This window comes from Shewanella sp. Iso12, from assembly GCF_012030025.1.
Lineage (GTDB): Bacteria > Pseudomonadota > Gammaproteobacteria > Enterobacterales > Shewanellaceae > Shewanella > Shewanella algae.
In genome coordinates this window covers 128,002-149,732 of record NZ_JAAUHW010000003.1, presented here as the reverse complement: position 1 = coordinate 149,732, position 21,731 = coordinate 128,002, and the positions used below count along the sequence as shown (strand labels likewise).

Here is a 21,731-nt window from a genome sequence, read left to right as displayed (position 1 = left end):
CATGCTCAGTGCCATTATCCGTTTCTCCCTTACTCAAAGGCTGTTTACCCTGATAACAGCGCTGCTGCTCTGCGGTGCCGGCGCCTATTCCTGGTTGGGGCTGCCGCTGGACGCCTTTCCGGATATCTCGCCGACCCAGGTGAAAATCATCCTCAAGGCTCCCGGCATGACAGCCGAAGAGATAGAGGCCCAGGTGACAGTACCGGTTGAGACTGAGCTACTGGGGATCCCCAAGCAGGCGATACTGCGTTCCACCAGCAAGTATGCAATTACCGACATCACCCTGGACTTCAACGAAGGCACAGATATTTACTGGGCCAGACAGCAAGTGAGCGAACGCTTGGCGGCGGTATGGGACAAGTTGCCCGCCGATCTGGAAGGCGGCGTTGCCCCCATGAGCACCCCGCTCAGTGAAATCTTTATGTTTTCGCTGGAGAATCCCTCGCTGTCGCTGCTGGAGCGCCGTCAGTTGCTGGAATGGGAAGTCAGGCCGCTGCTGCGTACCGTGCCCGGAGTCGCCGATGTCAACATTCTCGGCGGTTTTGCCAAGACACTGCAGATCACCCCGGATCCAGTCGCCCTGGCTCAGGCCGGTATCAGCCAGGAAGAGTTGATAGCCCGTATCGAGAGCAACAACAGCAACACGGGTGTCGGACGCATCACGCTAGGGACAGATAACCTGACGGTCCGCACCGAAGGGCGCATCGACTCACTGGAAGCCCTGCAACAACTGGTGATTGCCACCAATCAGGGCGGCAGCTATCGCCTGCAAGACCTCGCCCGGGTCGAAATAGGCCATCTCAGCCGCTACGGCTCCGTGACCCGTAATGGTGAAGAAACCACAGAGGCCTTGATCGTCGGCCTCAAGGATGCCAATACCGATCAGGTCATTAAACAGGTACGGGAAAAGCTGGCCCAGATAGAAAAGACCCTGCCTCCCGGCAGCCAGCTGAATGTGTTCTACGACAGGGCCAACCTGATAGGCACAGCCATAGGCACCATTTCAGATGCCCTGTTTGAAGCCGTGGTGTTGGTTATTCTGTTACTGGCGCTGTTTCTCGGCAACTTGCGGGCTGCGCTGGTGGTATCACTGTCGCTGCCACTGGCGGCACTGGCCACCTTTATGCTGATGCGCTACTTCAATCTGTCGGCCAACCTGATGAGCCTCGGCGGCTTGGTGATCGCCATCGGTATGTTGGTGGACTCCTCCGTGGTGGTGGTGGAGAACATGGTCAACCAGATTGCCGGCGGCAAACGCCTGCCCAGGCTGCACCTCATCTACCGTGCCACCAAAGATGTGGCCGTGCCTGTGGTGTCCGGCACCCTGATAGTGATCATAGTCTTCTCACCGCTGCTGACCCTCAGTGGCCTCGAAGGCAAACTGTTCACCCCAGTGGCTATCACCATAGTGTTTGCCATGCTGTCGGCACTGGCACTGTCGCTAACGGTGATCCCTGTGCTGGCCTCCTATCTGGTCAATGAAAAAGCGGCCTACGAGCCCAAGGCTATTGGCTGGCTCAAGGCGCGCTACCTGCTCAGTCTGCAGTGGGTGTTCCAGCACGGTAAGGCTTTTTGCGCCACGGCACTGGTGGCACTGGTACTGAGCCTGGGGCTGTTTACTCAGGTGGGTAAAACCTTTATGCCGACCCTGGATGAGGGTGACATTATTCTGCAGTTGGAGAAGTCCCCGTCGATTTCGCTGCAGGCCTCGCTGGCACTGGATACTCAGATAGAGCAGCACCTGCTGGCCACTGTACCCGAGATACGCCAACTGGTCGCCCGCACCGGCGCCGATGAGCTGGGGCTGGATCCCATGGGGCTGAATGAGACAGATGTCTTCATGGAACTTAAACCCGTGGAGGAGTGGCGCTTTGCCAGCAAGGAGGCGCTTATCGATGCCATACGCACCGAAGTGCTCAAGTTTCCGGGGATCAATTTCAACTTCACCCAACCTATCCAGATGCGGGTCTCCGAGATGCTTACCGGCAGCATAGGCGATGTGGCGATTAAAATTTTCGGTGAAGATCTTGAGACGCTTTCAAGATTGGCCAGCGAGACAGCACACCTGACCAGCGCCACTCGCGGCAGTCAGGATGTCAAAACCGCCATGACCGAAGGCAGCCCCTTTATCAACCTCCGTCTCAAGGAGGGTTTGGCCCGCAGTTACAACATGAGTGCCGATGAGTTTGGCCGATATCTCAAGAGCCAACTGGAAGGCTTGGCCATAACCGAGATAATCCAGGGCAAGAAGCGAACTCCCGTGCTGATAGCCCAGGCAGCAGATGGTATCAACAGCCTGCCGCAACTGGAGCAAAGGCTATTGGTAATGCCGGATGCCAGCCTCAGGCCCCTTGGTGAACTGGCGCAAATAAGCTATCGCGAAGGGCCGATACTGATTGAGCGCGAGCAAGGCAACCGTTTTGCCGTGGTCACCACCAATGTCAGCGGCCGCGATATCGTCGGCTTTGTTGAAGAACTACAGGGCAAACTGGCGGCTGAGCTGTCTCTGCCCAGCGGTTACAGCCTGAATTTCGGCGGCGAATTCGAGAACCAGCAACGGGCGACCCGTAATCTGCTGTTGGTGGTGCCCGTGGCGCTGATGCTGATCAACCTGATCCTGTTCACCACCTTCGGCAATATCTCCAAAGCCTTGCTGATCCTGGCCAACGTCCCCTTTGCCATGATGGGCGGTATCTTCAGCCTGTTTATCTCGGGCGAATACCTGTCGGTGCCGGCCTCAGTGGGCTTTATCGCCCTGCTGGGGGTAGCCGTGCTCAACGGCGTGGTGATGGTCAGCTACTATGAACAGTCGCGGCATCTGTTTGCCAGCCTCAGTGAGCGGGTCGAACAGGGGGCCGCCCGCCGACTGCGGCCGATTCTGATGACGGCCACCACCGCCATGTTCGGCCTGATCCCGCTGGCCTTTGCCACCGGGCCCGGCGCCGAAATTCAAAGACCGCTGGCAATCGTGGTCATAGGCGGGCTGATCACCTCCACTATCACCACCCTCTATCTGTTGCCACTGCTGTATCAAACCCTGGAGAAACGCCAATGAAACAACTCTTGGTGCTGATAGTGCAGCACAATCTAAAAGACGATGTGGTCGACACCCTGATGTCGCTGGACTACCTATCAGGCTTCAGCCTGATCAATATCTGTGGCTTCAGCCGCGAGCACAGCCACTTCAATCTCAAGGAACAGGTGGAAGGTTATCGGGAATTCTACAAGTTTGAGGTGATGCACCCGCAAGAGTCACAGCAGATGCTGCTGCAAACCCTGGCGGAGGTCTGCCGCCACAACCCCTGCCGCTATTGGATAGTACCGATAGCGACAGACGGCGTGCTGGGTCAGGACTGACGGGGTTTGAGCCAATACTGGCCGGCGATGGCCAACAGGCAATAGCCGAGGAAGAACCAAAAGCCCGACTCCAGGCTGGCGTGGGTGTGAACCAAATCCCCCATGCCGGCCGAGGCGTTGCCGGCCATATAAGTGATGATAAGCGCCACCACAAATACGTCGGCCATGGACCATTTGGCAATGGCCGCGGTAATACTGTCGATGATCTGCCGCACCTTACTGGGCAGCGGCGCCTGAGCCAGCAGCATCAGCCCCAGCTTGCAGGCCGGCACTATCACGGAAAACAGCATCACCAGCGCCGCCACCAGGGTATTGCCGTGTTGATGCAGTTCGGTCACTGTGCCCCAGATACTGCGGGTCTTGTTGAACACCTCCATTTCACCCTGAAGATTGTTCAGCCCCAGCATACCGCTAATCATCGCCAGCATTCCCCTGGCACTGTCGCGTCCGGAACCATCACTGACGGCTTCGGCAATCATGTCCAACCCGGCTTCGGTCAGCTCGGCCTTTTCCACCGTGCCGCTGACACTCAAAATAGGTTGAGTCACCCCGGGGATCAGCAAGGCCAGCGACAATAACAGGGTCATGATAGGTAAAATTCGGCGCATCGGGGTCACTCCACAAACTCAACAAAAAGGCCCACCACTCGGTGGGCCCATCAGTTTACCCAGTTTACCGCTAGATCAATAGAAGGGCTTGGGGTCGACATCCAATGAGCTGGGCGATACACCTCTGTCTATGTTGAGATCAGACTTTTGCAGATCCACCATGGTCACATCGGTATATCGCTTAAACTTCAATGAATAGAAGCACTTGACTATGGGGTGCAACACATCTCTGTCTTTGGATTCCCAGACTATGCCCACTCGGCCATCGGACAGTTGCACCAATGAACCGACCGGATAGACACCGATACAACGGATGAATTCGTACACCAGGCTCTCATCCAAATGAAAGGGCGTCAGGCTGAGCAGAATCTTAAAGGCGGCTGCCGGGCTCATCGCCTCTTTATAGCAGCGGGTGGCGGTAAGGGCATCATAGATATCCACGATACAGCTCATACGCCCATGCAGCGGCAATGCATCTCCTTTCAGGCCCCTTGGGTAACCACGGCCGTCGAGTTTTTCATGGTGCATCAGACACACATCCTTGCTCACTTGAGACAAGCCTTTGGCCTGTTCCATGATCTCGATGGCATAGGCCTGATGCAGCTTCATGTGCTCAAACTCTTCCGGCGTCAGCTTGCCCGGCTTGTGCAGTATCTTGTTATCCACCTTGATCTTGCCGATGTCGTGGAGAATACCGCCGATGGCCAGCTGTCTGAGCATCTCGCGATCTAGCTTGAGATACTTACCGAAGGTGATCAGCAGGAAGGCAACATTGACCGAATGTTCCAGCAGGTAGGCATCTTTGGATCTCAACGCAGAAACGCACTTCATCGCATCCGAGTCGAGCATCACCGACTCGATCATATTGTCTGCCAGTGCCGCAAACGGCTCGACTTCTATCGCCTTGCCTTCGAAGGTTTCACTGAGGACTTTGCGCACCAAGCCCTTGGCTTCTGTCAGTAGCTGTTTGGCCTGACCTATTGCCAATTGATGGTTCACCGAGGTTTTACGGGGATGGTGATTGAAGGCGGGGCGTTGTTTTTTCAGGCCACAGTTGTCGCTGGAACGCTCCACATCAACCCAGACAAAGCGGATGCCGCTGTTGCTGAGTTTAGTGATTGCCTGGCGGCTCCTGATCTGGCCGGCATTGGCGACGGCCAGTTGGCCGTTGTTCTCAATGGCCGAGACATACATGCCTATCCCCAATTGAGTGACGGGCAACTTCAAAAGGGCTGCTGTCGATACCACATCGGTCATTCTTTCACTCCGGCAAATGCTTTTGGCCTCAATCCGAAAAACGTTTGCCAGGGGTTAACGACTCTCCAACAAATGTCACTCGGCTTTGCCTTATTCTAGAAGCCAAAGCCGGAAATGCCTATGCATCCTAGGGGGTAAAATTTGTCTTTATGATGCCAATCTCATTCAGATATTGGGCCAAGACATTGAAAGCCTTCACTCAACCAGCGGCGATACTGGCAGTTGTAACAGGAGCGAGTGACATCATCTATCTGTTCATCTTCGTCATCTTCGGCAAAACAAACACACTGGCCCGCCACTTCTCGGGCGGCCTGCAGATTGCTGCTGCCACCGAGAAACAGGCGTTTGCCCTGCTTTAGTTCAAACCATTGCTGCATTCAGAACTCCTTCAGCTGCTGTTTACCGGCATTGTGCCACTCGGCGCCACGTTTGCTGACCAGGAGGGCAAACTTATGCTCGGCCCACACCGCTTTGACCTTGCCGCTGAGCCAGACAGTGTCGGTTTCGGGCAACCACTCACCATCTGTGGTCAATACGCCATCCAGCTCAGAGCGATTTAGTATGTCGGCAACGCTGAAGGGCGCCGCTTCATCTGTCTGGCCAAATTTCAGCTGGCCTTTCACACGGCCATCATTCCCTGTGAGCCTGAGCCCAAGGCCCGCCAGCGCGCCGATAACACCCTGCCCTGTACCGCCGTGCTCGCTGAGACTGATACCCAAGTGTTCGGCCAAACCGTAGGCTTGCTCCTTGGTTTTGACCTCTTGCTTGGCCTCACGGCCAAAAGCCATCAGCGCTTCCTGGCCGCTGAAATCGGCCAGAGACAAGAGCGCCAACCCAGGGTCGGCGGCGTTGGCTGATTCCCTGAGAAGATGAGCTATGGCCACCTCACGTATCGCCTCCAAGGTAAGCTCGCCACGATAACCAAAGCACATGGCACTATTGTGGGAAGTGTAAGGAATATCCGGATGCACATAGAGCTGATGCCGGGTCACCAGGGAGGTTTGCCCGCCTTGTTGGGTCAACAATTCAGCAATCTCGGAAGCGATCTCGCCGGTGCCTTTGGTGCCAATATCATCGGTATCGTCTATACAAATCAGCCAATCTTTCATCAATAAACCTTAATCAATCTGTCTGGGTATCTTTGTGGAGGAGATCGTGAGCCTTGAGGCGTCTCAAAACAGGGGGCACCAGCAGGGCCCCGACTATGGCAAAGGCTCCACCTTGTAAACACTTGAGACCAAAGCGCACCAAGGCCACCTGTTCACTCATGCCCACCAGCAAATCCTCTACCAGCCCTTTAGCGGCCCAGGCGATACAGCCCACCAATGCCAGGGCGATGAAACGCCAGCGCAAGTTGAAAGCATTGGCCAGCAGCAAAAGCGCCAGGTCCATGGACACAGCCGGAACCACAAATTTGAGCAGAATAAGCGGGCCGCCTTTGCCCACACCCAAGGTCATGGCAACCACTCCGGCCAAGGCGCCGCAAGCTGTCATGGCGCCCATGCGTCCGACAATGCCGTAACAGGTGAGATAGAAAAAGCTCATCAGCAACATAGAATGTCCCGACAAGCCGAGTTTCAGCCTGAGCATACTCTTGACTGCCACCAATAAGGTGGCACAAAAGCCGATAAAGAGCGCATCCTGCAATTGAAATCCTTTGATTTTATTTGTTGCCATGTTCGCTCCGGTTGTCCTGCCAATGGGTCGGCTTGGAAGTGTGGCCAAAGTGGCGACTCTTGGCGGCAAGCGCCATCTGTTTGGCCAATTTAAGCAGTTGGATCAAGAGGGGAAATAACACACAGTAGGCCAGTTCAGGCCAGTTGCGGGGGTTGAGCAGTTGCTTGGGCGCAATTCGGGCACCACGCAGCCGCTGCAGTTGGTAGATCTCGGCGATCTCCTGGGTCATAAAGGGCAGCAGACCTATAGAAGCGGCCACCACGAAGGCCCATTTAGCCGGCATGACCAGGCATAACACCTCACCGATCCGCTCCGGGCGCACGGTAACCGATAGCCACCATCCCGGCAGCAGCGCCAGGGTGATACGGGCCACCGCCAAGGTACCTTGTCCCAGCTGCTCGCCGCCATGCATCAGTGCATACAGCCCCAAAGTAAAACCGAGTTGCAGCAGAACAAAACGGATTACCCCGCCTATGGCACCGCGCTGCAGCATGCCATGAACCACCAAGATCAGATTAATGGCCGCCAGCCAGGGAAGCTGCGCCTGAGGCAAGAGAAAGGCTGCCGATGACAGAGTCACTACCAAGAACAAGGCCGTGGCACTGCCCCACAAACCTAAATCCAGCCCCTTGGGAGAAGCACGGCCGTGGCGCCGTCCTTTAGCCCACACAGGCAACCTCCTCTGGGGCAAACTCGATTTCCAGTTGGCCTTGTTGCAACTGCCACAGCTGACTACAAGGTAAGCCCGGCAGGGGTCTGTGGCTGGCAATCACTATGCTGCCGCCCTGTTCCCGCAGATAGTTGAGTATCTGCCAAATCTGCCCCAGATGCTTGCCATCCAACCCCGCCAAGGGGTCGTCCAATAGCATCAAGCTGGGGGTTAAACAAGCGATAGAGGCCAGGGCAATCAAGTGCTGCTGCCCATAGGAAAGCGTGTGGGGCGAGCTTTGGGCAAGATGCAGCAAATCGAGCTGCTCAAGCAGGCTCTCGGCCCGGGACAGCGGCAGGTCGAAGCGGCGCAGGCTGAACTGCATCTCCTCTATGACTGTGGCTTCAAACAACTGACGGTTGGGGCGCTGCATCAACAGGCCCAGCATGGGGCCATAAACACCTGGCTTGGGCTTACGGCCAAAGACCCGCAGTGGCATTGATGCCACCGCGGGTTGAATACCGGCTATCGCCTTCAGCAGGCTGCTCTTGCCCGAGCCGTTGTTACCCACCAGAGTAACCAGCTCTCCAGCGCCCAAAGACAGGCCCTGCTGACACACAAACAGGGGCGAATGCCCCTGATAACGAAATTCAAATGAAGTGGCACTGACCAGTTCCCGACTTCGGTCCGGCTCCAGGCGTTTCAAATGGCTGGCGGATTCGACCCGGTAACTGCCGGGTAACAGGCGCCCTTGGTCCAGGTACCAGAAATGTTCAACAACTGAGGCAAAAGCCTGGGGATTATGCTCCACCAGTACCACAGCCATACCTTCCGCCAGCAGGTTACGGATTACTGCCAGCAGTTCATCGACACCGGCGTCATCCAACTGCGCCCAAGGTTCATCCAACAGCAGTACCGCCGGCTCACTCACCAACTGGGCAGCGATCATCAGGCGATATTTCTGTCCGAGAGACAGCTTGCTGACTTGAGTTTCCAGCGAGACAAACAACCCCACCCGGCGCAATGCATGCTGCACTCTGGAGATCATCTGGCCGCTTGGCACACCGAGGTTTTCCAAGGCAAAGGCCACTTCGGCCCCGACTGTCTGGCGCAGTATCTGCACCTGGGGATCTTGCATCACCAGGCCCACCAACAACCCCTGACGGCGGAAAATGCCGCCTTCACAGGGACGCCGTTGCAGCCCGGCAAGCAAAGCCAGCAGACTGGATTTACCCGAACCCGTGGGACCACTGATGCAGTGGCAGGAGCCGGATTCTATTTTTAGATCCAGATCCCTCAATATCAAGGGCTGCAAACAGCCATGATTGAAATTGATCCCTTCGAGTTCGAGTAAGCGCATTATCAGATCTGCCAGTTAATCCCAACAAAGACTTGTCTACCTGCCTGAGGCAGAGAATCGCTCTGATAGTAGTTCTCGTCCAGCAGGTTGGTGGCTCGTAAATAGAGCTCTAGCTTATCTTTAAGCAAAGGCTGTACCAGATTGATGTCTACCAGGGTGTAATCATCCAGTGATTTCTCCTGCCACACCTTCTGACCGCCAATCTTCTCCTGCTCGTAGTAGTTCTGATCCATGATGCGTTCCACATTCAGGTGGATTCGGGTCTCGGTAGGCAGCTTGTAACCCAGTTGGAAGCGCAGCTGGTGCTTGGGACGATAGTCCAGACCATCAAAACCTGTGCTGCTGTCTCTGTCTTCGGCATGCAGATAGCTGTAACTCAGGCTCAGATCCAGATTCTCTATGCTGTTATTGGACAGCACAGTATCCAAACCCTGGAAGCGATAGTTGCCCATGTTCTGATACATGCCGCTGGCATCTTTGGCAATGTAATCATCGGCATCTGTGTGATAGAGATAGAGTTGCAGCTCGGTATTCATACCCAGGCCTTGCTCAAGTCCCAACTCAACATGCTTGGAGATTTCCGTCTCCAGTTCCTGATTGCCTGAAGACAGGGAGTACAGGTTGCGCATGGATGGGAAACGCACCTTCCGAGCCACACTCAGGCTCAGGCGGGTATCGTCAGCCGCTTGCCAGAAACCTGAGGCCAGCGCCGAGTAATCGTTCTCGTTGCCTTCGGTCTTGTCCATATCGTGGTAAGCGCCGCCCAGAGTAAAGCCCCAATCGCCTTCCGACTGGAACTGATACTCGGCCGCCGCAGTATAAACCCAGGCCGAATCATCGAAAGACTCACCGCTGCCACCACCTGAGCCATTACCGCCACCGGAACCAGTACCACCACCTGAGCCGTTACCGCCGCCTGAACCAGTACCACCGCCTGAGCCGTTACCGCCGCCTGAACCAGTACCACCGCCTGAGCCGTTACCGCCGCCTGAGCCCTTGGCTGCTGCAACCTTGCTGCTGCCGGACTTGGAGGAACCTAAGCTTTCGGCTACCGCTTCCCAGCTCTGCTTTTCAGCAATCACAGAGGTGGTCAGGATACCCGCGGTGTCGAAGTCGGTGATCAGCTGCAGGTTTGCCCCCTGTACTTTGGAGCGGCCGTCCTGAGCCTGGGTCAGCTCAGCGTAGCTGTTGTCACCGTACACAGTTTCATAGGTGTCGCTCTGGTTGTGATAACCAAAACCCCGGAAAGTGAAAGTATCATTGAACTTATGTGCCAGACCCAGCTGGAAAGTCTGTGAATCATAGTCATCGACACGCTCAAACTTCACCCGGCCGCTGCCGCTGCCATCTCTTGGTGGCTTGCCCCACTCGCCTGAACGCAGCGCCATATTGGCAATGAGTTGAGTATTGTCACTGAGCCAATAGCTGCCTTGGGCGTACAGATTGGTCAGCTCTTTATCTGCGTTGTTGCGCTGATATTTGTCTTGGTACTCAGTGACTTGATAGTCAGAAGACATGGGGAAACCATCAGTGTGCTGATAACCGGCACTGATGAGTCCCTGCCAGTTGTCGCCCGAGCCGGCGGCACTGATATCACCCTTGAAGGTATCGTCCTTGGACAATTCCAGGTTGCCGGATACTGCCGGGGCGCTGTCGCCACGCTTGGTGATGATGTTGATAACACCTCCGGCGCCGCCTGGGCCATAGAGTACTGAAGTTGGGCCAACGGAGACTTCGACTCTGGAAATCTGGCTGGTTGGGATCACGCTGGGATCAAACTGACCATCATCGGCACTGTTGGCCGGTACACCGTTGACCAACAGGGTCACATGGCGGGTTTTGAAACCACGGATATCCACCCTTGGCGTACCCTCGCCGCCGTAACGTACGTAAACACCGGGAACATTTTTCAGCACTTCATCCAGGCTTTGGGCACCCAAGGCCTTGATTTCATCTTCGGAAATGCTCCAACTTGTAGTGGCAACTTCAGTGGCGTTGGCACGCTCACCGTGCACCACTATGACGTCCATTGCATTGTTGACCAGTGGATCGCGTTCGATAGAGGCCGCATTGGCCTGCATGGCACAGCCCAACGCCAGTGCGAGGGCAGAGAGTTTTACCGGGATATGGGACATAAGGCTCTTCTGTCATTTCTGATTGGGATTATCCGGGCTATTCTGGCGCCGCCCAAAAAAGCTACAAGCTCAGTGACGGTAAAAACCAATACAGATCGACAAATTAATACAAAGGGAGTAGATAACAGAGTCTGTCGCGGACAGATTGTCCCATCAAGACAATTTGCCGAGCAAAAATGTCCACTCGTGTCACATTAACCTAAGCTGATTAATGGGATCATGCTACACGTCACACAGGCCAGTTCGACGGCTTGACACTCAAGGTGTGGAACTTTAGTTTGTGTTAAAGATACTGTTAGCCGGACGCTTTCTGCTTCCGGATCCCTTTGTTCGGATGTTCGGAGCTCCCCTTGTCTGCACTTACCCTGCCTCAGGCCATTTCGTCACTCAAAGACAAGCTGTGTCAACTGGCCAAGCTGACGCCAGCAGAGCCTATTGTCCAATTGGCCGCCGAGGTACAGGCAATTCCACTGATCTCCTGGCTGGCTTCCCAACCCAGCTATCCCAGAATTTATTGGCAAGGAAGAGACAGACTCGAGGAGGTTGCCGCCATCGGCTGCTGTCTGGATTTCCGCTTCGAGGATGAAGTCACAGACGAGGCCCTGGCCGAAATTTATGAAAAGCAGCGCGCCTACTCCAGTAATCAGGAGATCCGCTACTACGGCGGCGTCGCCTTCGACCGCGAAATCGCCTCCTGGCCCGAGTTTGGCCGCGCCAGATTCCTGTTACCCAGAATAGAGCTGAGACGCAGTTCAGATCATTTCCGCCTCTTGGTTAACCTGAATCTGGGCCAGGCTGACAGGCAAGCGGAAATAGCCCAGGCACAAGCCGCGCTGGATGCCTTGGTTCCGGCCCGCCCCATGACGCCACCGACCAAGACAGAACAGCTGTCACGCAATGACAGGCCCGACTATCCACGCTGGAAGACACTGGTGGAACAGGTGACAGCCCCCAGATTCAACCAGGACACGCCCAAAGTAGTGCTGTCGCGCCTGACTCAACTGCAAGTGAAAGACACGCCGGATCCCTGGCAGGTGTTGGCCAGTTGGCAAGGGCGCAACCCCAACAGTTTTCAATTCGGCTTCGAATTCAGCCCTGAGCGCAGCTTTATCTCCTGTTCGCCCGAGCGTCTCTATCGCCGCCATCAGCAAGAGCTGTATACCGAGGCACTGGCGGGCACCACCATTCGTGGCCTGAGCCCGGAAGAGGATGAACTACTGGCGCAGCAGCTATTGGATGACAGCAAAAACAGCCATGAAAATCAGCTGGTCAGGGAGCATATTGTCAAGGCACTGACTCCGCTGAGCCGCTATGTTGGTGCCGATGAGACACCGACCATCTTCAAACTCAACCATATTCAGCATCTGCACAGATCGATTCGCGCCGAGCTACGGCACGGGGTAAAAGATTTTCAACTGCTGCAGGCCTTGCACCCGACACCGGCCGTCGGCGGCCTGCCACGGGAATCGGCCATCAGTTTTCTGCGCCAACGGGAAGGTTATATGCGCGGCTGGTATGCCGGGGCCTGCGGTTATCTGAATAAATATGAGAGTGAATTTGCGGTAGCCATCCGCTGCGCCCTGCTGGAACCCGGCTGCATCAATCTGTTTGCCGGCGCCGGCATAGTCGCAGGCTCAGACCCGGAAGCCGAATGGCAGGAGCTGGAAAACAAGCTCGCCACCATAATGTCGATTTTGCTGGATTTCTAGGGTGATGGCTGTTCCTGTATCCTCAGTTGCAGCTGCTCCAGGCTCTGCTGTTTAATCTCCGCCAATTCCCCGGAACGCTCCAACTGCTCAAAGCCTTGGTCGAACGAGGCCTTCAGCTCGAGCCCTTTGGGATTATTGGCGAAGGCAAAATAAACATCTGCCCGTAGCACATCCTCAATAAGCACCAATCTTCTGGGCTGTTCCAACTGTGGCAACAGCGGCAAGATGTCCGGCTTATAGTCAAGTACTGCATCGATTTTGCCTTCATTCACCTTGCGCAGCATTTCCAGCAGGCTACTGTTTTCCTGATAGTGCATGGGTACCTTGGTCAAGGTAAAAAAGCGATAGGCGATCAGGGCCTGAACCCTGCGATGGGTCAGTGAGTCCATTCCTTGCCAAACACTGGCCAACTCAGGGGTCACCGCGGCATCTATCACCTCGGTTTCCACCTTTTTGGCACTGTAAATCCCCTTGGAGATATCCCCCAGATAGAGCCCCAACACCATGTCCACCTGTTCACGCTCCAGCATGTAGAGGGAACGGGGAAAGGGCACAAACTGGATTTCCAGTTGCCATTCCGGCTCGGGAAAGACCCTTCGCAACAGCTCAAAATAATAGCCTTCGCCATTGGTTTCGGTATAACCGCCCCAACTGGCGGTAGCTATCTGGATCTTGGTCGGTTCGGCAATGGCCGGCCAAACAAAAGTCAGCAAGGCCAGCAGCAGGCAGCAGATTCGATTCATTTTACTCTCCTGTCTTCCTTTTCAGTGTAGAGTAGCTTGAGATGGACTGGACATTTTTTACGCTTCCCCCTTGTCAGCCGGATTATGGGCACTATAATGTGCGCCCTTTCGGTCGAACCGAAGATGCGGGTTCCCTCACCCCGCCCAGCCAACTAAAAAGGTCACAATATGTTAATGTTAACCGGCGCGCAGCTCAAACGCGCACTGATCCTCTTGGTCAGTTTTCACATCCTTATTATCAGTGCCAGTAACTATCTGGTACAGCTCCCGTTTCAGCTATTCGGCTTCCACACAACCTGGGGTGCCTTCAGCTTTCCTTTCGTCTATCTGGCAACCGATCTGACGGTACGGATATTCGGCCAGGCCGCCGCCCGGCAGATCATCTTCAAGGCCATGCTGCCGGCATTGCTGATCTCCTATGCCATGGGCGTACTGTTTCATCAGGGTGATTTTCAGGGGCTGAGCGCCCTGTCGGACTTCAATACCTTTGTATTCCGTATCGCCTTTGCCAGTTTCGCCGCCTATCTGGTGGGCCAGTTGATGGATATCGCAGTGTTTGCCAGAATTCGCCGCCAGTGTGCCTGGTGGGTCGCACCGGCAGCCTCAACCCTGGTGGGCAACCTGGTGGATACTCTGGTGTTCTTCAGTATCGCCTTCTTCGCCTCCAGCGACCCCTTCATGGCCGCCAACTGGCCGGAAATCGCCGCCGTGGATTACGGCTTCAAGCTGTTGGTCAGTCTGGGGCTGTTCCTGCCGGCCTATGGCGTGCTGCTGCGGGTACTTCAGGATAAGATCTTACAGACGGAAAACCAGCAGCAATTCTCCTGATGCATTCAACTGGCCAGACCTGTTATAATTTTGGCCAGTTTTTATCCCGCAACCTGTGACATTTTGCGGTCCGTTGAGAGAATAATGATGTACTCCATTGAAATCAAAGCTATTACTGAAATAGATCAGCAACAGATCGATGAGATCATGGCCTTGAGTGCCCAGATCCCCGAGTTTGATTCCGGCTACCAAAAGCAGGAGTTCGAGCGTCGGCTGACAGGCAATGCCTGTTTGTTGTTGTTGGCCTTTGTGGAAGGTGAGCTGGCGGGATTCAAGCTGGGTTATGCTCTGGATGAGCAGTGTTTTTACAGTTGGCTGGGCGGTGTATTACCCGATTATCGCAGTCTGGGGCTGGCACGTAGCATGCTTGAGGCTCAGGAACTCTGGGCCACCCAGGCCGGCTACAAGCAGATCCAGGTCAAGACCCGCAACCAGTTCCGCTCTATGTTGAACATGCTGATCAGCCATCAGTATCAGGTAGTGGACTTCCGCGCCGAGCCCGGACATATTGCCGACAACCGTCTCTATCTTGAAAAGAGCATGTACTAAGGAAATCTTGCAAAGGACTAGGGCCATTTGCTGCGAACCACGCCTTGCATCCAGGCTTGTTCGCACCTTACCTAAAAAAAGAGTACGCCAACCGGCGTACTCACAAAGACTGCAGGGAAGCAGTTCTTAAAACGCCTTGCTGATACCTATTACCAATCTGTCATCGAAGATCTCTGTCTGGGTACCATAAACCTTGTGGTCTGATTCAACTGTACTGCCGTGGTAGCGCAGATCCAGGTTGAAACCATAGAACTCCTTACTTACCCCCAAGTTCCAGTGTCCCCATCCCTCAGCACCATTGCCGTTCAGGTCCTGATAACCGACAGAACCGGAAACCTTGATACCGTTCTCGAAACTGTAACTGGGGTGCAGGGCATAGTTGACCCCGTGCCAACCATCGACACCGAACCAGTCATCCACAGTCGGCGTCACTTCCAGTTGCAGATGGGCCCGACCGAAAGACTTGCCGAGTTTCAGCCACAGCTCTGTGTAGTTGGAGTAGGATGCGCCCGGATAGAGATAAGAGAACAGCATGACATCATAAGTGAAACCTGAGTCGCCCAACTCACCGCTCTTGCCGATGAAAGGCGCAGTGACTATCTCAAGGTTGGGGTCGGCAAACTTGATGTTGGAAGCAAATACCCCGGCGTACCAACCGGCGTCATGGTTCCAGCTGAATGTGCCCTGAACTACAGGCACATCGCCATCCAGGGTTTCCGATTCGCCACGGAACACATAGTCAGAGGCAAAGGTCAGATTGCCGGCAAAACTGCCACCGGCGAAACGGGGAGCTTCGTCTGCCAGAGCCATAGAACTGCTGCACAGCAGCAAACCTGATAAAAACAGCTTATGAGTTGGGTTCATCTTTATCCACCAGAGCATGATTATTGTTAGCCCGGATAGTAAGAAGAAGTTGTGAACAGGGTTATCTAGATGAATGAACCATGGAGGAATGAATGTGAACAATTATGAATGACTGCGGCAACGCCGCAGTCATAGCGGCTTATTCGAAGCCTTCGGGGCGCTTCACATACTCGGGGATCTCCAGCAGCATGTTACCCCAGTAACCGAACAAAGCCTGATAGATAAAGTCAATAAATATTATGTATTTACGAGGTAAGTAGGCCCGTTTTGGATAAGACAGCAACAGGGTGTTATGTTCCATGGGAAAGTCTTCCAGCACGGCGACCAACTCCCCCTTTTGCAAGGCTTCATCGGCGATCATGGGAGGCAGACAAGTGATCCCCAAACCAGCAATGGCCGCTTCCCGGGCCAAGGTAATATTGTTGACCTTGAGCTGGACCTCCGGAGTGATCACCTGCCATTCCTTACCATCGAAAATCTTCCAGCAACCATCATTGATGAGCTGGATGCCCCCCTGTTCTATGCCCTTGTGATGCCAAAGATCATCCGGGGTCTGCGGAGTACCGTGGCGTTTAAGGTATTCCGGACTGGCCATCAGGGTGGTGCTGGTCTTCACCAGTTGGTAATGCTGCAGGCGTGAATCTTCGATACCACACAGGTGGAACAGTATGTCTATTCCTTCTTCAACCATGTCCACCTTGCGATTAGTCAGCTCAGCTTCTATGGTGATATCCGGGTAGGCCTCAAGAAAGCGGGCAAATACCGGGCCGAGAAATAGCTGCCCCATCTCGATCGGGCAGACTACCCTTAGGTTACCCTTGACCCGCTGCTGGTTGGCACTGAGCTGCGCCTCGGCATTTTCCAGGTCTACCAGTATCTTGGTGATCTTGTTGTAATACTCGGCACCGGCCTCGGTTAACCTCAATGCCCGGGTGGTTCTGAACAGTAGCTGAACACCGGTCGCCTTCTCCAATTCGGCAACTTTACGACTGACGGTGGTCTTGGTAAGCCCCAACGCCTTGGCCGCGCCGGTAAAACTACCCTGCTCAACAACTTGAGCAAATATTTGTACCCTGTTTAGATCCATTTATTGTTGCACCTGTGGGACAGTGGGTTTATTTCTATGTGACTAATCAAATTATAGTGACAGTAGTAGAATACTCGCCTCGCGGTGGAGGATCCAGCATGACGCAGAGAAATTTATGCAGTTTTGCCTTGGTTCGCTCAACCATAAAACGCTTGCTGTTGTTGGGAAAGAACTCTCTGCCTCCAGGGCAAAAACAGAATCTCTCCCAAACGGGCAAAAACGGGATTTGGATACATAAGTTGTTGAATTCATAAATCTCACAACTAAATGTAAATAAATGGCAATAGTGTCGTTTATTGATTAAAAAATTTTCATTCATTTACACTTTTCGCTTATCCTGTAGCTTGTTGATACAGAATGCTTGTGCGATAAATATGGGTTCGAAAATTTTGCTGGCTAACTGCGCCAGGAAGCCTGTCGTACAAGACATTTTTCCTTCCCGGCAAGCAGATACTGATTAGGAGTTATCATGCGGCATGTATTAAAAGTTGCCTCAGTTGTAAGTATGGCGTTATGGATGACGGCCTGTGGGTCGGAAGCTGAAAAAGCCAAAAGCAATCAGGCGGCCCCCGCTATGGAAGTCAGTGTCCTCGAAGTCAAGTCGGCTCCGCAGGCACTGCAAGTGCAACTGCCTGGGCGCAGCGTAGCTTTCCTTGAAGCCGAAGTTCGGCCTCAGGTCAACGGCATCATTCTGAAGCGCAGCTTTACCGAAGGTGGAGATGTGAAGCAGGGTGAGTCACTGTATCAGATTGACCCTTCTACTTATAAGGCGTCTTTGCAGAGTGCCAGAGCCGATCTGGCCCGCGCCGAAGCGGCTCTGGCGTCTGCCAAGGCAACTCAGGCCCGTTACCAGGAACTGGTCAAGACCAAGTACATAAGTAAAGAAGAGTACGACAAGGCAGATGCTTCCTATAAAGAAGCGCTGGCGGCGGTGGAAGTGGCCAAGGCGGCCATCAATACTGCAACCATTAACGTCAACTATACCGAAGTACAGGCGCCTATCTCCGGCCGTATCGGTAAGTCCAGCGTTACTGCCGGTGCTCTGGTGACCGCCAACCAGGCTCAACCTCTGGCGACTATCCAGCAATTGGATCCCATCAATGTGGATATCGTTCAGTCCAGCACCCAGATGCTGCGTCTCAAGAGCATGTTGAAAGCCGGCAAACTGCAGGCTTCCGATGATGCTGAAGTGACTCTGCTGCTGGAAGATGGCTCGACTTATGATCATAAGGGTCGCTTACAGTTTGCCGAGGTCAGTGTCGATCAGAGCACAGGTTCTGTGACTCTGAGAGCCGAGTTCCCGAACCCGGATCACACCCTGCTGCCAGGTATGTATGTTCGCGCCATTCTCAACACAGGTGTCGATCCTCAAGCAATTCTGGTACCGCAAAAGGCTATCAGCCGTAATCCAAAGGGTGAAGCTGTGGCCATGTTGGTTGGCGCCGAAAACAAGGTGGAAGCTCGGGTTATCAAGACTGCCGATGTCATCAATCACCAGTGGCGGGTTACCGATGGCCTCAGGCCTGGTGACAAACTGATTGTCGAAGGGCTGCAGAAAATCCGTCCCGGCATGCCAGTGACGGCCAAACCCATGACAGCAAACCAGTAATAACAGGGCGGAAGTTATGGCACGTTTCTTTATCGATCGCCCCATCTTCGCATGGGTGATCGCGATTATTATCATGCTGGCAGGTGTCCTGGCTATTAAGGCCCTGCCGGTTTCCCAGTACCCGGATATTGCGCCGCCAACCATTGTGGTTGCTGCCAACTATCCAGGTGCGTCGGCCAAAACTGTTGAAGACTCTGTGACCCAGGTGATTGAACAGCGCATGACAGGTCTAGACCACCTGCGCTATATCAAGTCCACCAGTGACAGCTTCGGTAACGCCGAAATCACTCTGACCTTTAACGCCGAAGCGGATCCCGACATCGCCCAGGTTCAGGTTCAGAACAAACTGCAGGCCGCCATGGCCCTGCTGCCTCAGGAAGTAACGGCTCAAGGTGTCCGGGTTAACAAATCCAGCTCCGGCTTCCTGATGGTAGTCGCCTTTATTTCTGAAGACGGCTCCATGACCAAGGCCGACCTCGCCGATTACGTAGGTTCCAACGTTCAGGACCCCATGAGTCGTGTGCCCGGTGTGGGTGAAACCACCCTGTTCGGTGCCCAGTACTCAATGCGTATCTGGGTCGACCCACTGAAGCTGACCAACTACAACCTGACGACTCTGGACGTGATCGCCGCGATCAGAGAACAGAACGCCCAGGTTTCTGCCGGTCAGCTGGGGGGTGCCCCTGCGGTTCAAGGCCAGGAGTTGAATGCGACTATTTCGGCCCAGAGCCGTTTGCAGACGCCTGAGGAATTCCGCAACATCATCCTCAAGTCCAACGCCTCGGGCGCCAACGTCTATCTGGGCGATGTTGCCAAGGTTGAGCTGGGTTCCGAGAGTTACGCCATTGAGTCACTCTATAACGGTCGCCCCGCTACAGGTCTGGCAATCAAGCTGGCTACCGGTGCCAACGCGCTGGATACTGCCGAAGCTGTTCGCGCCAAAGTCGAAGAGATGCGTCCCTTCTTCCCGGCTGGCATGCAGGTGGTGTATCCCTATGACACAACCCCCTTCGTGAAGAACTCTATCGAAGGTGTGGTTCATACTCTGCTGGAAGCCGTGGTACTGGTGTTCGTCATCATGTATCTGTTCCTGCAAAACTTCCGCGCCACCTTGATCCCAACGATCGCCGTGCCTGTGGTTTTGCTGGGTACCTTCGCCATCCTGTCCTTCACCGGATTCTCGATCAACACCCTGACCATGTTCGCCATGGTACTGGCTATCGGTCTCTTGGTGGATGACGCCATTGTGGTGGTGGAGAACGTTGAACGGGTAATGTCGGAAGAGGGCCTCAGTCCCAAAGAAGCGACCAGGAAGTCCATGGGCCAGATCACCGGCGCACTGGTGGGTATCGGTCTGACACTGTCAGCTGTGTTTGTACCTATGGCCTTCATGTCGGGTTCTACCGGGGTTATTTACCGTCAGTTCTCCATCACTATCGTATCGGCGATGGCCTTGTCGGTATTGGTGGCAATCGTACTGACTCCGGCGCTCTGTGCCACTATGCTCAAACCGCTGAAGAAAGGGCATACCCACGCCGAAACCGGTTTCTTCGGTTGGTTTAACCGTAACTTCGAGCGCATGACGGGTAAGTACGAAGGTACTGTTGCCGGCATCATCAAACGTTCGGTACGTATGAGTGCCATCTATCTGGCGCTGGTTGTGGCCGTAGGCTGGATCTTTATCCGCATGCCAACCGCCTTCTTGCCGGACGAAGATCAGGGCATTCTGTTTACCCAGGCGATTCTGCCAACCAACGCCACCCAGGAAAGTACCCTGAAGGTATTGGAGAAGGTTTCGGATCAATTCCTGGCAGACGAAAACGTCAAATCAGTTCTGAGTGTGGCAGGCTTCAGTTTCGCCGGTCAGGGTCAGAACATGGGTATCGCCTTCGTTGGACTGAAAGACTGGTCTGAGCGTACTGCTCCAGGCAGTGATGTTCAGGCGGTTGCCGGCCGCGCCATGGCGGTGTTCAGCCAGATGAAAGAAGCCTTTGTGTTTGCCTTCGTACCACCTGCGGTAATTGAGCTGGGTACGGCCAACGGTTTTGACCTCTTCCTGCAGGATAAGAATGGTCAAGGACACGAAAAGCTGGTTCAGGCCCGTAACCAACTGCTGGGCATGGCGGCTCAGAATCCCAACCTGGTGGGTGTACGCCCCAACGGTCAGGAAGATGCGCCCATGTATCAGCTACACATAGATCATGCCAAGCTACGGGCGCTGAGTGTCAACATAGGTGATGTCAACAACGTGCTTTCTGCCGCTTGGGGTGGCTCCTATGTCAATGACTTCATCGACCGTGGTCGGGTGAAGAAGGTTTATGTTCAAGCCGATGCCAAGTATCGGATGCAACCTGAAGATCTGGACTCCTGGTATGTGCGTAACACCCAGGGAGACATGGTGCCCTTCTCAGCCTTTGCCACCGGCAGCTGGGAGTATGGTTCACCACGCCTGGAACGCTTCAACGGCCTGCCGGCGATGAACATCCAGGGTGCGACGATTCCAGGCTTCAGTACCGGTGAAGCGATGAACATCATGGAAGGCATGGTTGACCAACTGCCTCCAGGCTTTGGTATCGAATGGAACGGCCTCTCCTATGAGGAACGTCTGTCAGGCAACCAGGCTCCTGCGCTCTACGCGCTGTCGATTCTGGTGGTATTCCTGGTACTGGCGGCCCTGTATGAAAGCTGGTCTGTGCCTTTCGCGGTAATTCTGGTGGTGCCTCTGGGTATTATCGGTGCCCTGATCGCCATGAATGGCCGCGGCCTGCCAAACGACGTGTTCTTCCAGGTGGGTCTATTGACTACTGTGGGTCTGGCGACCAAGAACGCCATTCTGATCGTGGAATTCGCCAAGGAATACTATGAGCAGGGTGCCAAGCTGATTGACGCGACACTGCACGCAGTGCGGGTACGTCTGCGGCCAATTCTGATGACCTCGCTGGCATTCGGCCTCGGGGTTGTGCCACTGGCCGTCAGTACCGGCGTGGGTTCAGGCAGTCAAAACGCCATAGGTACCGGGGTACTGGGCGGTATGATCAGCTCGACCTTCCTGGGTATCTTCTTTATCCCACTCTTCTTCGTGGTGGTAGAGCGCATGTTCAGTAAGCGTGAGCGCGAAGAACGCAAACAGCGAAAACAGGCCGAGTAATTCGCCTGTCACCTCAAAGCCCGGCTTATTTGCCGGGCTTTTTGTTGCCTGCAGCAGGCGACTTCTCCATTGAGCTTCAATCACTTAACACCTGCATACCTCACATCCGGCCTCTGGGCTTGCCATGCCGCCCAAAATGTAAAATTGGAGG

Annotated in this window: 18 protein-coding genes; 7 read left to right on the top strand and 11 right to left on the bottom strand. The window is 54.6% G+C overall.

Annotated elements, in window-relative coordinates:
- Window position 1: 1 nt before the first annotated feature.
- Window positions 2-3,055, top strand: coding sequence for an efflux RND transporter permease subunit (locus tag HCX89_RS07340; RefSeq protein ID WP_167715530.1), 3,054 nt, complete (start codon window positions 2-4; stop codon window positions 3,053-3,055).
- Complete coding sequence (locus HCX89_RS07335) at window positions 3,052-3,357, top strand: DUF3240 family protein (RefSeq protein ID WP_044735510.1); 306 nt, start codon at window positions 3,052-3,054, stop codon at window positions 3,355-3,357. Before HCX89_RS07340 ends, HCX89_RS07335 begins: the two co-directional genes overlap by 4 nt.
- On the opposite strand, the gene HCX89_RS07330 is transcribed toward HCX89_RS07335, so the two are convergent.
- The 8 genes from HCX89_RS07330 to HCX89_RS07295 all read right to left on the bottom strand — a co-directional run bounded on the left by HCX89_RS07330 (window position 3,348) and on the right by HCX89_RS07295 (window position 11,043).
- On the bottom strand, window positions 3,348-3,965 hold the full coding sequence (locus tag HCX89_RS07330; RefSeq protein ID WP_129980269.1) for a paraquat-inducible protein A: 618 nt from the start codon (window positions 3,963-3,965) through the stop codon (window positions 3,348-3,350). The two genes, HCX89_RS07335 and HCX89_RS07330, sit on opposite strands and share 10 nt — an antisense overlap.
- A 75-nt stretch (window positions 3,966-4,040) precedes the next feature.
- Complete coding sequence (locus HCX89_RS07325; protein WP_025009172.1) at window positions 4,041-5,222, bottom strand: HD-GYP domain-containing protein; 1,182 nt, start codon at window positions 5,220-5,222, stop codon at window positions 4,041-4,043.
- 161 nt (window positions 5,223-5,383) lie between these two features.
- Window positions 5,384-5,599, bottom strand: a complete 216-nt coding sequence (locus HCX89_RS07320) for a hypothetical protein (RefSeq protein ID WP_025009171.1) — start codon at window positions 5,597-5,599, stop codon at window positions 5,384-5,386.
- Window positions 5,600-6,331, bottom strand: coding sequence for a DNA-binding protein (locus tag HCX89_RS07315; RefSeq protein WP_167715528.1), 732 nt, complete (start codon window positions 6,329-6,331; stop codon window positions 5,600-5,602).
- A 13-nt stretch (window positions 6,332-6,344) separates the two neighbouring features.
- Window positions 6,345-6,899 (bottom strand): hypothetical protein, encoded by a 555-nt coding sequence (locus HCX89_RS07310; RefSeq protein WP_037436264.1) that lies wholly within the window; start codon window positions 6,897-6,899, stop codon window positions 6,345-6,347.
- Window positions 6,886-7,569, bottom strand: a complete 684-nt coding sequence (locus HCX89_RS07305) for an energy-coupling factor transporter transmembrane component T (protein WP_028780709.1) — start codon at window positions 7,567-7,569, stop codon at window positions 6,886-6,888. The genes HCX89_RS07310 and HCX89_RS07305 overlap by 14 nt, the downstream gene beginning before the upstream one ends.
- Window positions 7,559-8,908, bottom strand: a complete 1,350-nt coding sequence (locus tag HCX89_RS07300) for an ATP-binding cassette domain-containing protein (RefSeq protein ID WP_167715527.1) — start codon at window positions 8,906-8,908, stop codon at window positions 7,559-7,561. The genes HCX89_RS07305 and HCX89_RS07300 overlap by 11 nt, the downstream gene beginning before the upstream one ends.
- Before the next feature lie 2 nt (window positions 8,909-8,910).
- Window positions 8,911-11,043, bottom strand: a complete 2,133-nt coding sequence (locus HCX89_RS07295; RefSeq protein ID WP_167715525.1) for a TonB-dependent siderophore receptor — start codon at window positions 11,041-11,043, stop codon at window positions 8,911-8,913.
- Between the two features lie 350 nt (window positions 11,044-11,393).
- Between HCX89_RS07295 and HCX89_RS07290 the strand changes: the two genes are divergently transcribed.
- A complete protein-coding gene (locus HCX89_RS07290; RefSeq protein ID WP_025009164.1) occupies window positions 11,394-12,752 on the top strand; it encodes an isochorismate synthase MenF in 1,359 nt (452 codons plus the stop codon).
- On the opposite strand, the gene HCX89_RS07285 is transcribed toward HCX89_RS07290, so the two are convergent.
- Complete coding sequence (locus HCX89_RS07285) at window positions 12,749-13,495, bottom strand: ABC transporter substrate-binding protein (protein WP_044735518.1); 747 nt, start codon at window positions 13,493-13,495, stop codon at window positions 12,749-12,751. The two genes, HCX89_RS07290 and HCX89_RS07285, sit on opposite strands and share 4 nt — an antisense overlap.
- 168 nt (window positions 13,496-13,663) lie before the next feature.
- On the opposite strand from HCX89_RS07285, the gene HCX89_RS07280 reads away from it, so the two are divergent.
- Together HCX89_RS07280 and HCX89_RS07275 are read left to right on the top strand one after the other, a co-directional pair.
- A complete protein-coding gene (locus HCX89_RS07280) occupies window positions 13,664-14,323 on the top strand; it encodes a 7-cyano-7-deazaguanine/7-aminomethyl-7-deazaguanine transporter (RefSeq protein WP_044735519.1) in 660 nt (219 codons plus the stop codon).
- A gap of 87 nt (window positions 14,324-14,410) precedes the next feature.
- Window positions 14,411-14,872: a GNAT family N-acetyltransferase gene (locus HCX89_RS07275; RefSeq protein WP_167715723.1), complete on the top strand. Its 462-nt coding sequence runs from the start codon at window positions 14,411-14,413 to the stop codon at window positions 14,870-14,872.
- Window positions 14,873-14,998: 126 nt separating this feature from the next.
- On the opposite strand, the gene HCX89_RS07270 is transcribed toward HCX89_RS07275, so the two are convergent.
- A complete protein-coding gene (locus tag HCX89_RS07270) occupies window positions 14,999-15,736 on the bottom strand; it encodes a TorF family putative porin (RefSeq protein WP_028780704.1) in 738 nt (245 codons plus the stop codon).
- A gap of 139 nt (window positions 15,737-15,875) precedes the next feature.
- Complete coding sequence (locus HCX89_RS07265; protein WP_025009160.1) at window positions 15,876-16,823, bottom strand: LysR family transcriptional regulator; 948 nt, start codon at window positions 16,821-16,823, stop codon at window positions 15,876-15,878.
- Window positions 16,824-17,292: 469 nt separating this feature from the next.
- On the opposite strand from HCX89_RS07265, the gene HCX89_RS07260 reads away from it, so the two are divergent.
- Window positions 17,293-18,432 carry an efflux RND transporter periplasmic adaptor subunit gene (locus tag HCX89_RS07260; RefSeq protein ID WP_044735522.1) on the top strand — a complete coding sequence of 380 codons (1,140 nt, stop codon included), beginning with the start codon at window positions 17,293-17,295 and terminating at the stop codon, window positions 18,430-18,432.
- A 16-nt stretch (window positions 18,433-18,448) separates the two neighbouring features.
- Window positions 18,449-21,580 (top strand): efflux RND transporter permease subunit, encoded by a 3,132-nt coding sequence (locus tag HCX89_RS07255; RefSeq protein WP_167715523.1) that lies wholly within the window; start codon window positions 18,449-18,451, stop codon window positions 21,578-21,580.
- The last annotated feature ends 151 nt before the right edge of the window (window positions 21,581-21,731 follow it).

Bases quoted from the DNA above. Each gene is read 5' to 3' on its own strand.
- HCX89_RS07340 (WP_167715530.1), top strand. From the start codon at position 2: ATGCTCAGTGCCATTATCCGTTTCTCCCTTACTCAAAGGCTGTTTACC.
- HCX89_RS07335 (WP_044735510.1), top strand. From the start codon at position 3,052: ATGAAACAACTCTTGGTGCTGATAGTGCAGCACAATCTAAAAGACGAT.
- HCX89_RS07330 (WP_129980269.1), bottom strand. From the start codon at position 3,965: ATGCGCCGAATTTTACCTATCATGACCCTGTTATTGTCGCTGGCCTTG.
- HCX89_RS07325 (WP_025009172.1), bottom strand. From the start codon at position 5,222: ATGACCGATGTGGTATCGACAGCAGCCCTTTTGAAGTTGCCCGTCACT.
- HCX89_RS07320 (WP_025009171.1), bottom strand. From the start codon at position 5,599: ATGCAGCAATGGTTTGAACTAAAGCAGGGCAAACGCCTGTTTCTCGGT.
- HCX89_RS07315 (WP_167715528.1), bottom strand. From the start codon at position 6,331: ATGAAAGATTGGCTGATTTGTATAGACGATACCGATGATATTGGCACC.
- HCX89_RS07310 (WP_037436264.1), bottom strand. From the start codon at position 6,899: ATGGCAACAAATAAAATCAAAGGATTTCAATTGCAGGATGCGCTCTTT.
- HCX89_RS07300 (WP_167715527.1), bottom strand. From the start codon at position 8,908: ATGCGCTTACTCGAACTCGAAGGGATCAATTTCAATCATGGCTGTTTG.
- HCX89_RS07295 (WP_167715525.1), bottom strand. From the start codon at position 11,043: ATGTCCCATATCCCGGTAAAACTCTCTGCCCTCGCACTGGCGTTGGGC.
- HCX89_RS07285 (WP_044735518.1), bottom strand. From the start codon at position 13,495: ATGAATCGAATCTGCTGCCTGCTGCTGGCCTTGCTGACTTTTGTTTGG.
- HCX89_RS07280 (WP_044735519.1), top strand. From the start codon at position 13,664: ATGTTAATGTTAACCGGCGCGCAGCTCAAACGCGCACTGATCCTCTTG.
- HCX89_RS07275 (WP_167715723.1), top strand. From the start codon at position 14,411: ATGTACTCCATTGAAATCAAAGCTATTACTGAAATAGATCAGCAACAG.
- HCX89_RS07270 (WP_028780704.1), bottom strand. From the start codon at position 15,736: ATGAACCCAACTCATAAGCTGTTTTTATCAGGTTTGCTGCTGTGCAGC.
- HCX89_RS07265 (WP_025009160.1), bottom strand. From the start codon at position 16,823: ATGGATCTAAACAGGGTACAAATATTTGCTCAAGTTGTTGAGCAGGGT.
- HCX89_RS07260 (WP_044735522.1), top strand. From the start codon at position 17,293: ATGCGGCATGTATTAAAAGTTGCCTCAGTTGTAAGTATGGCGTTATGG.
- HCX89_RS07255 (WP_167715523.1), top strand. From the start codon at position 18,449: ATGGCACGTTTCTTTATCGATCGCCCCATCTTCGCATGGGTGATCGCG.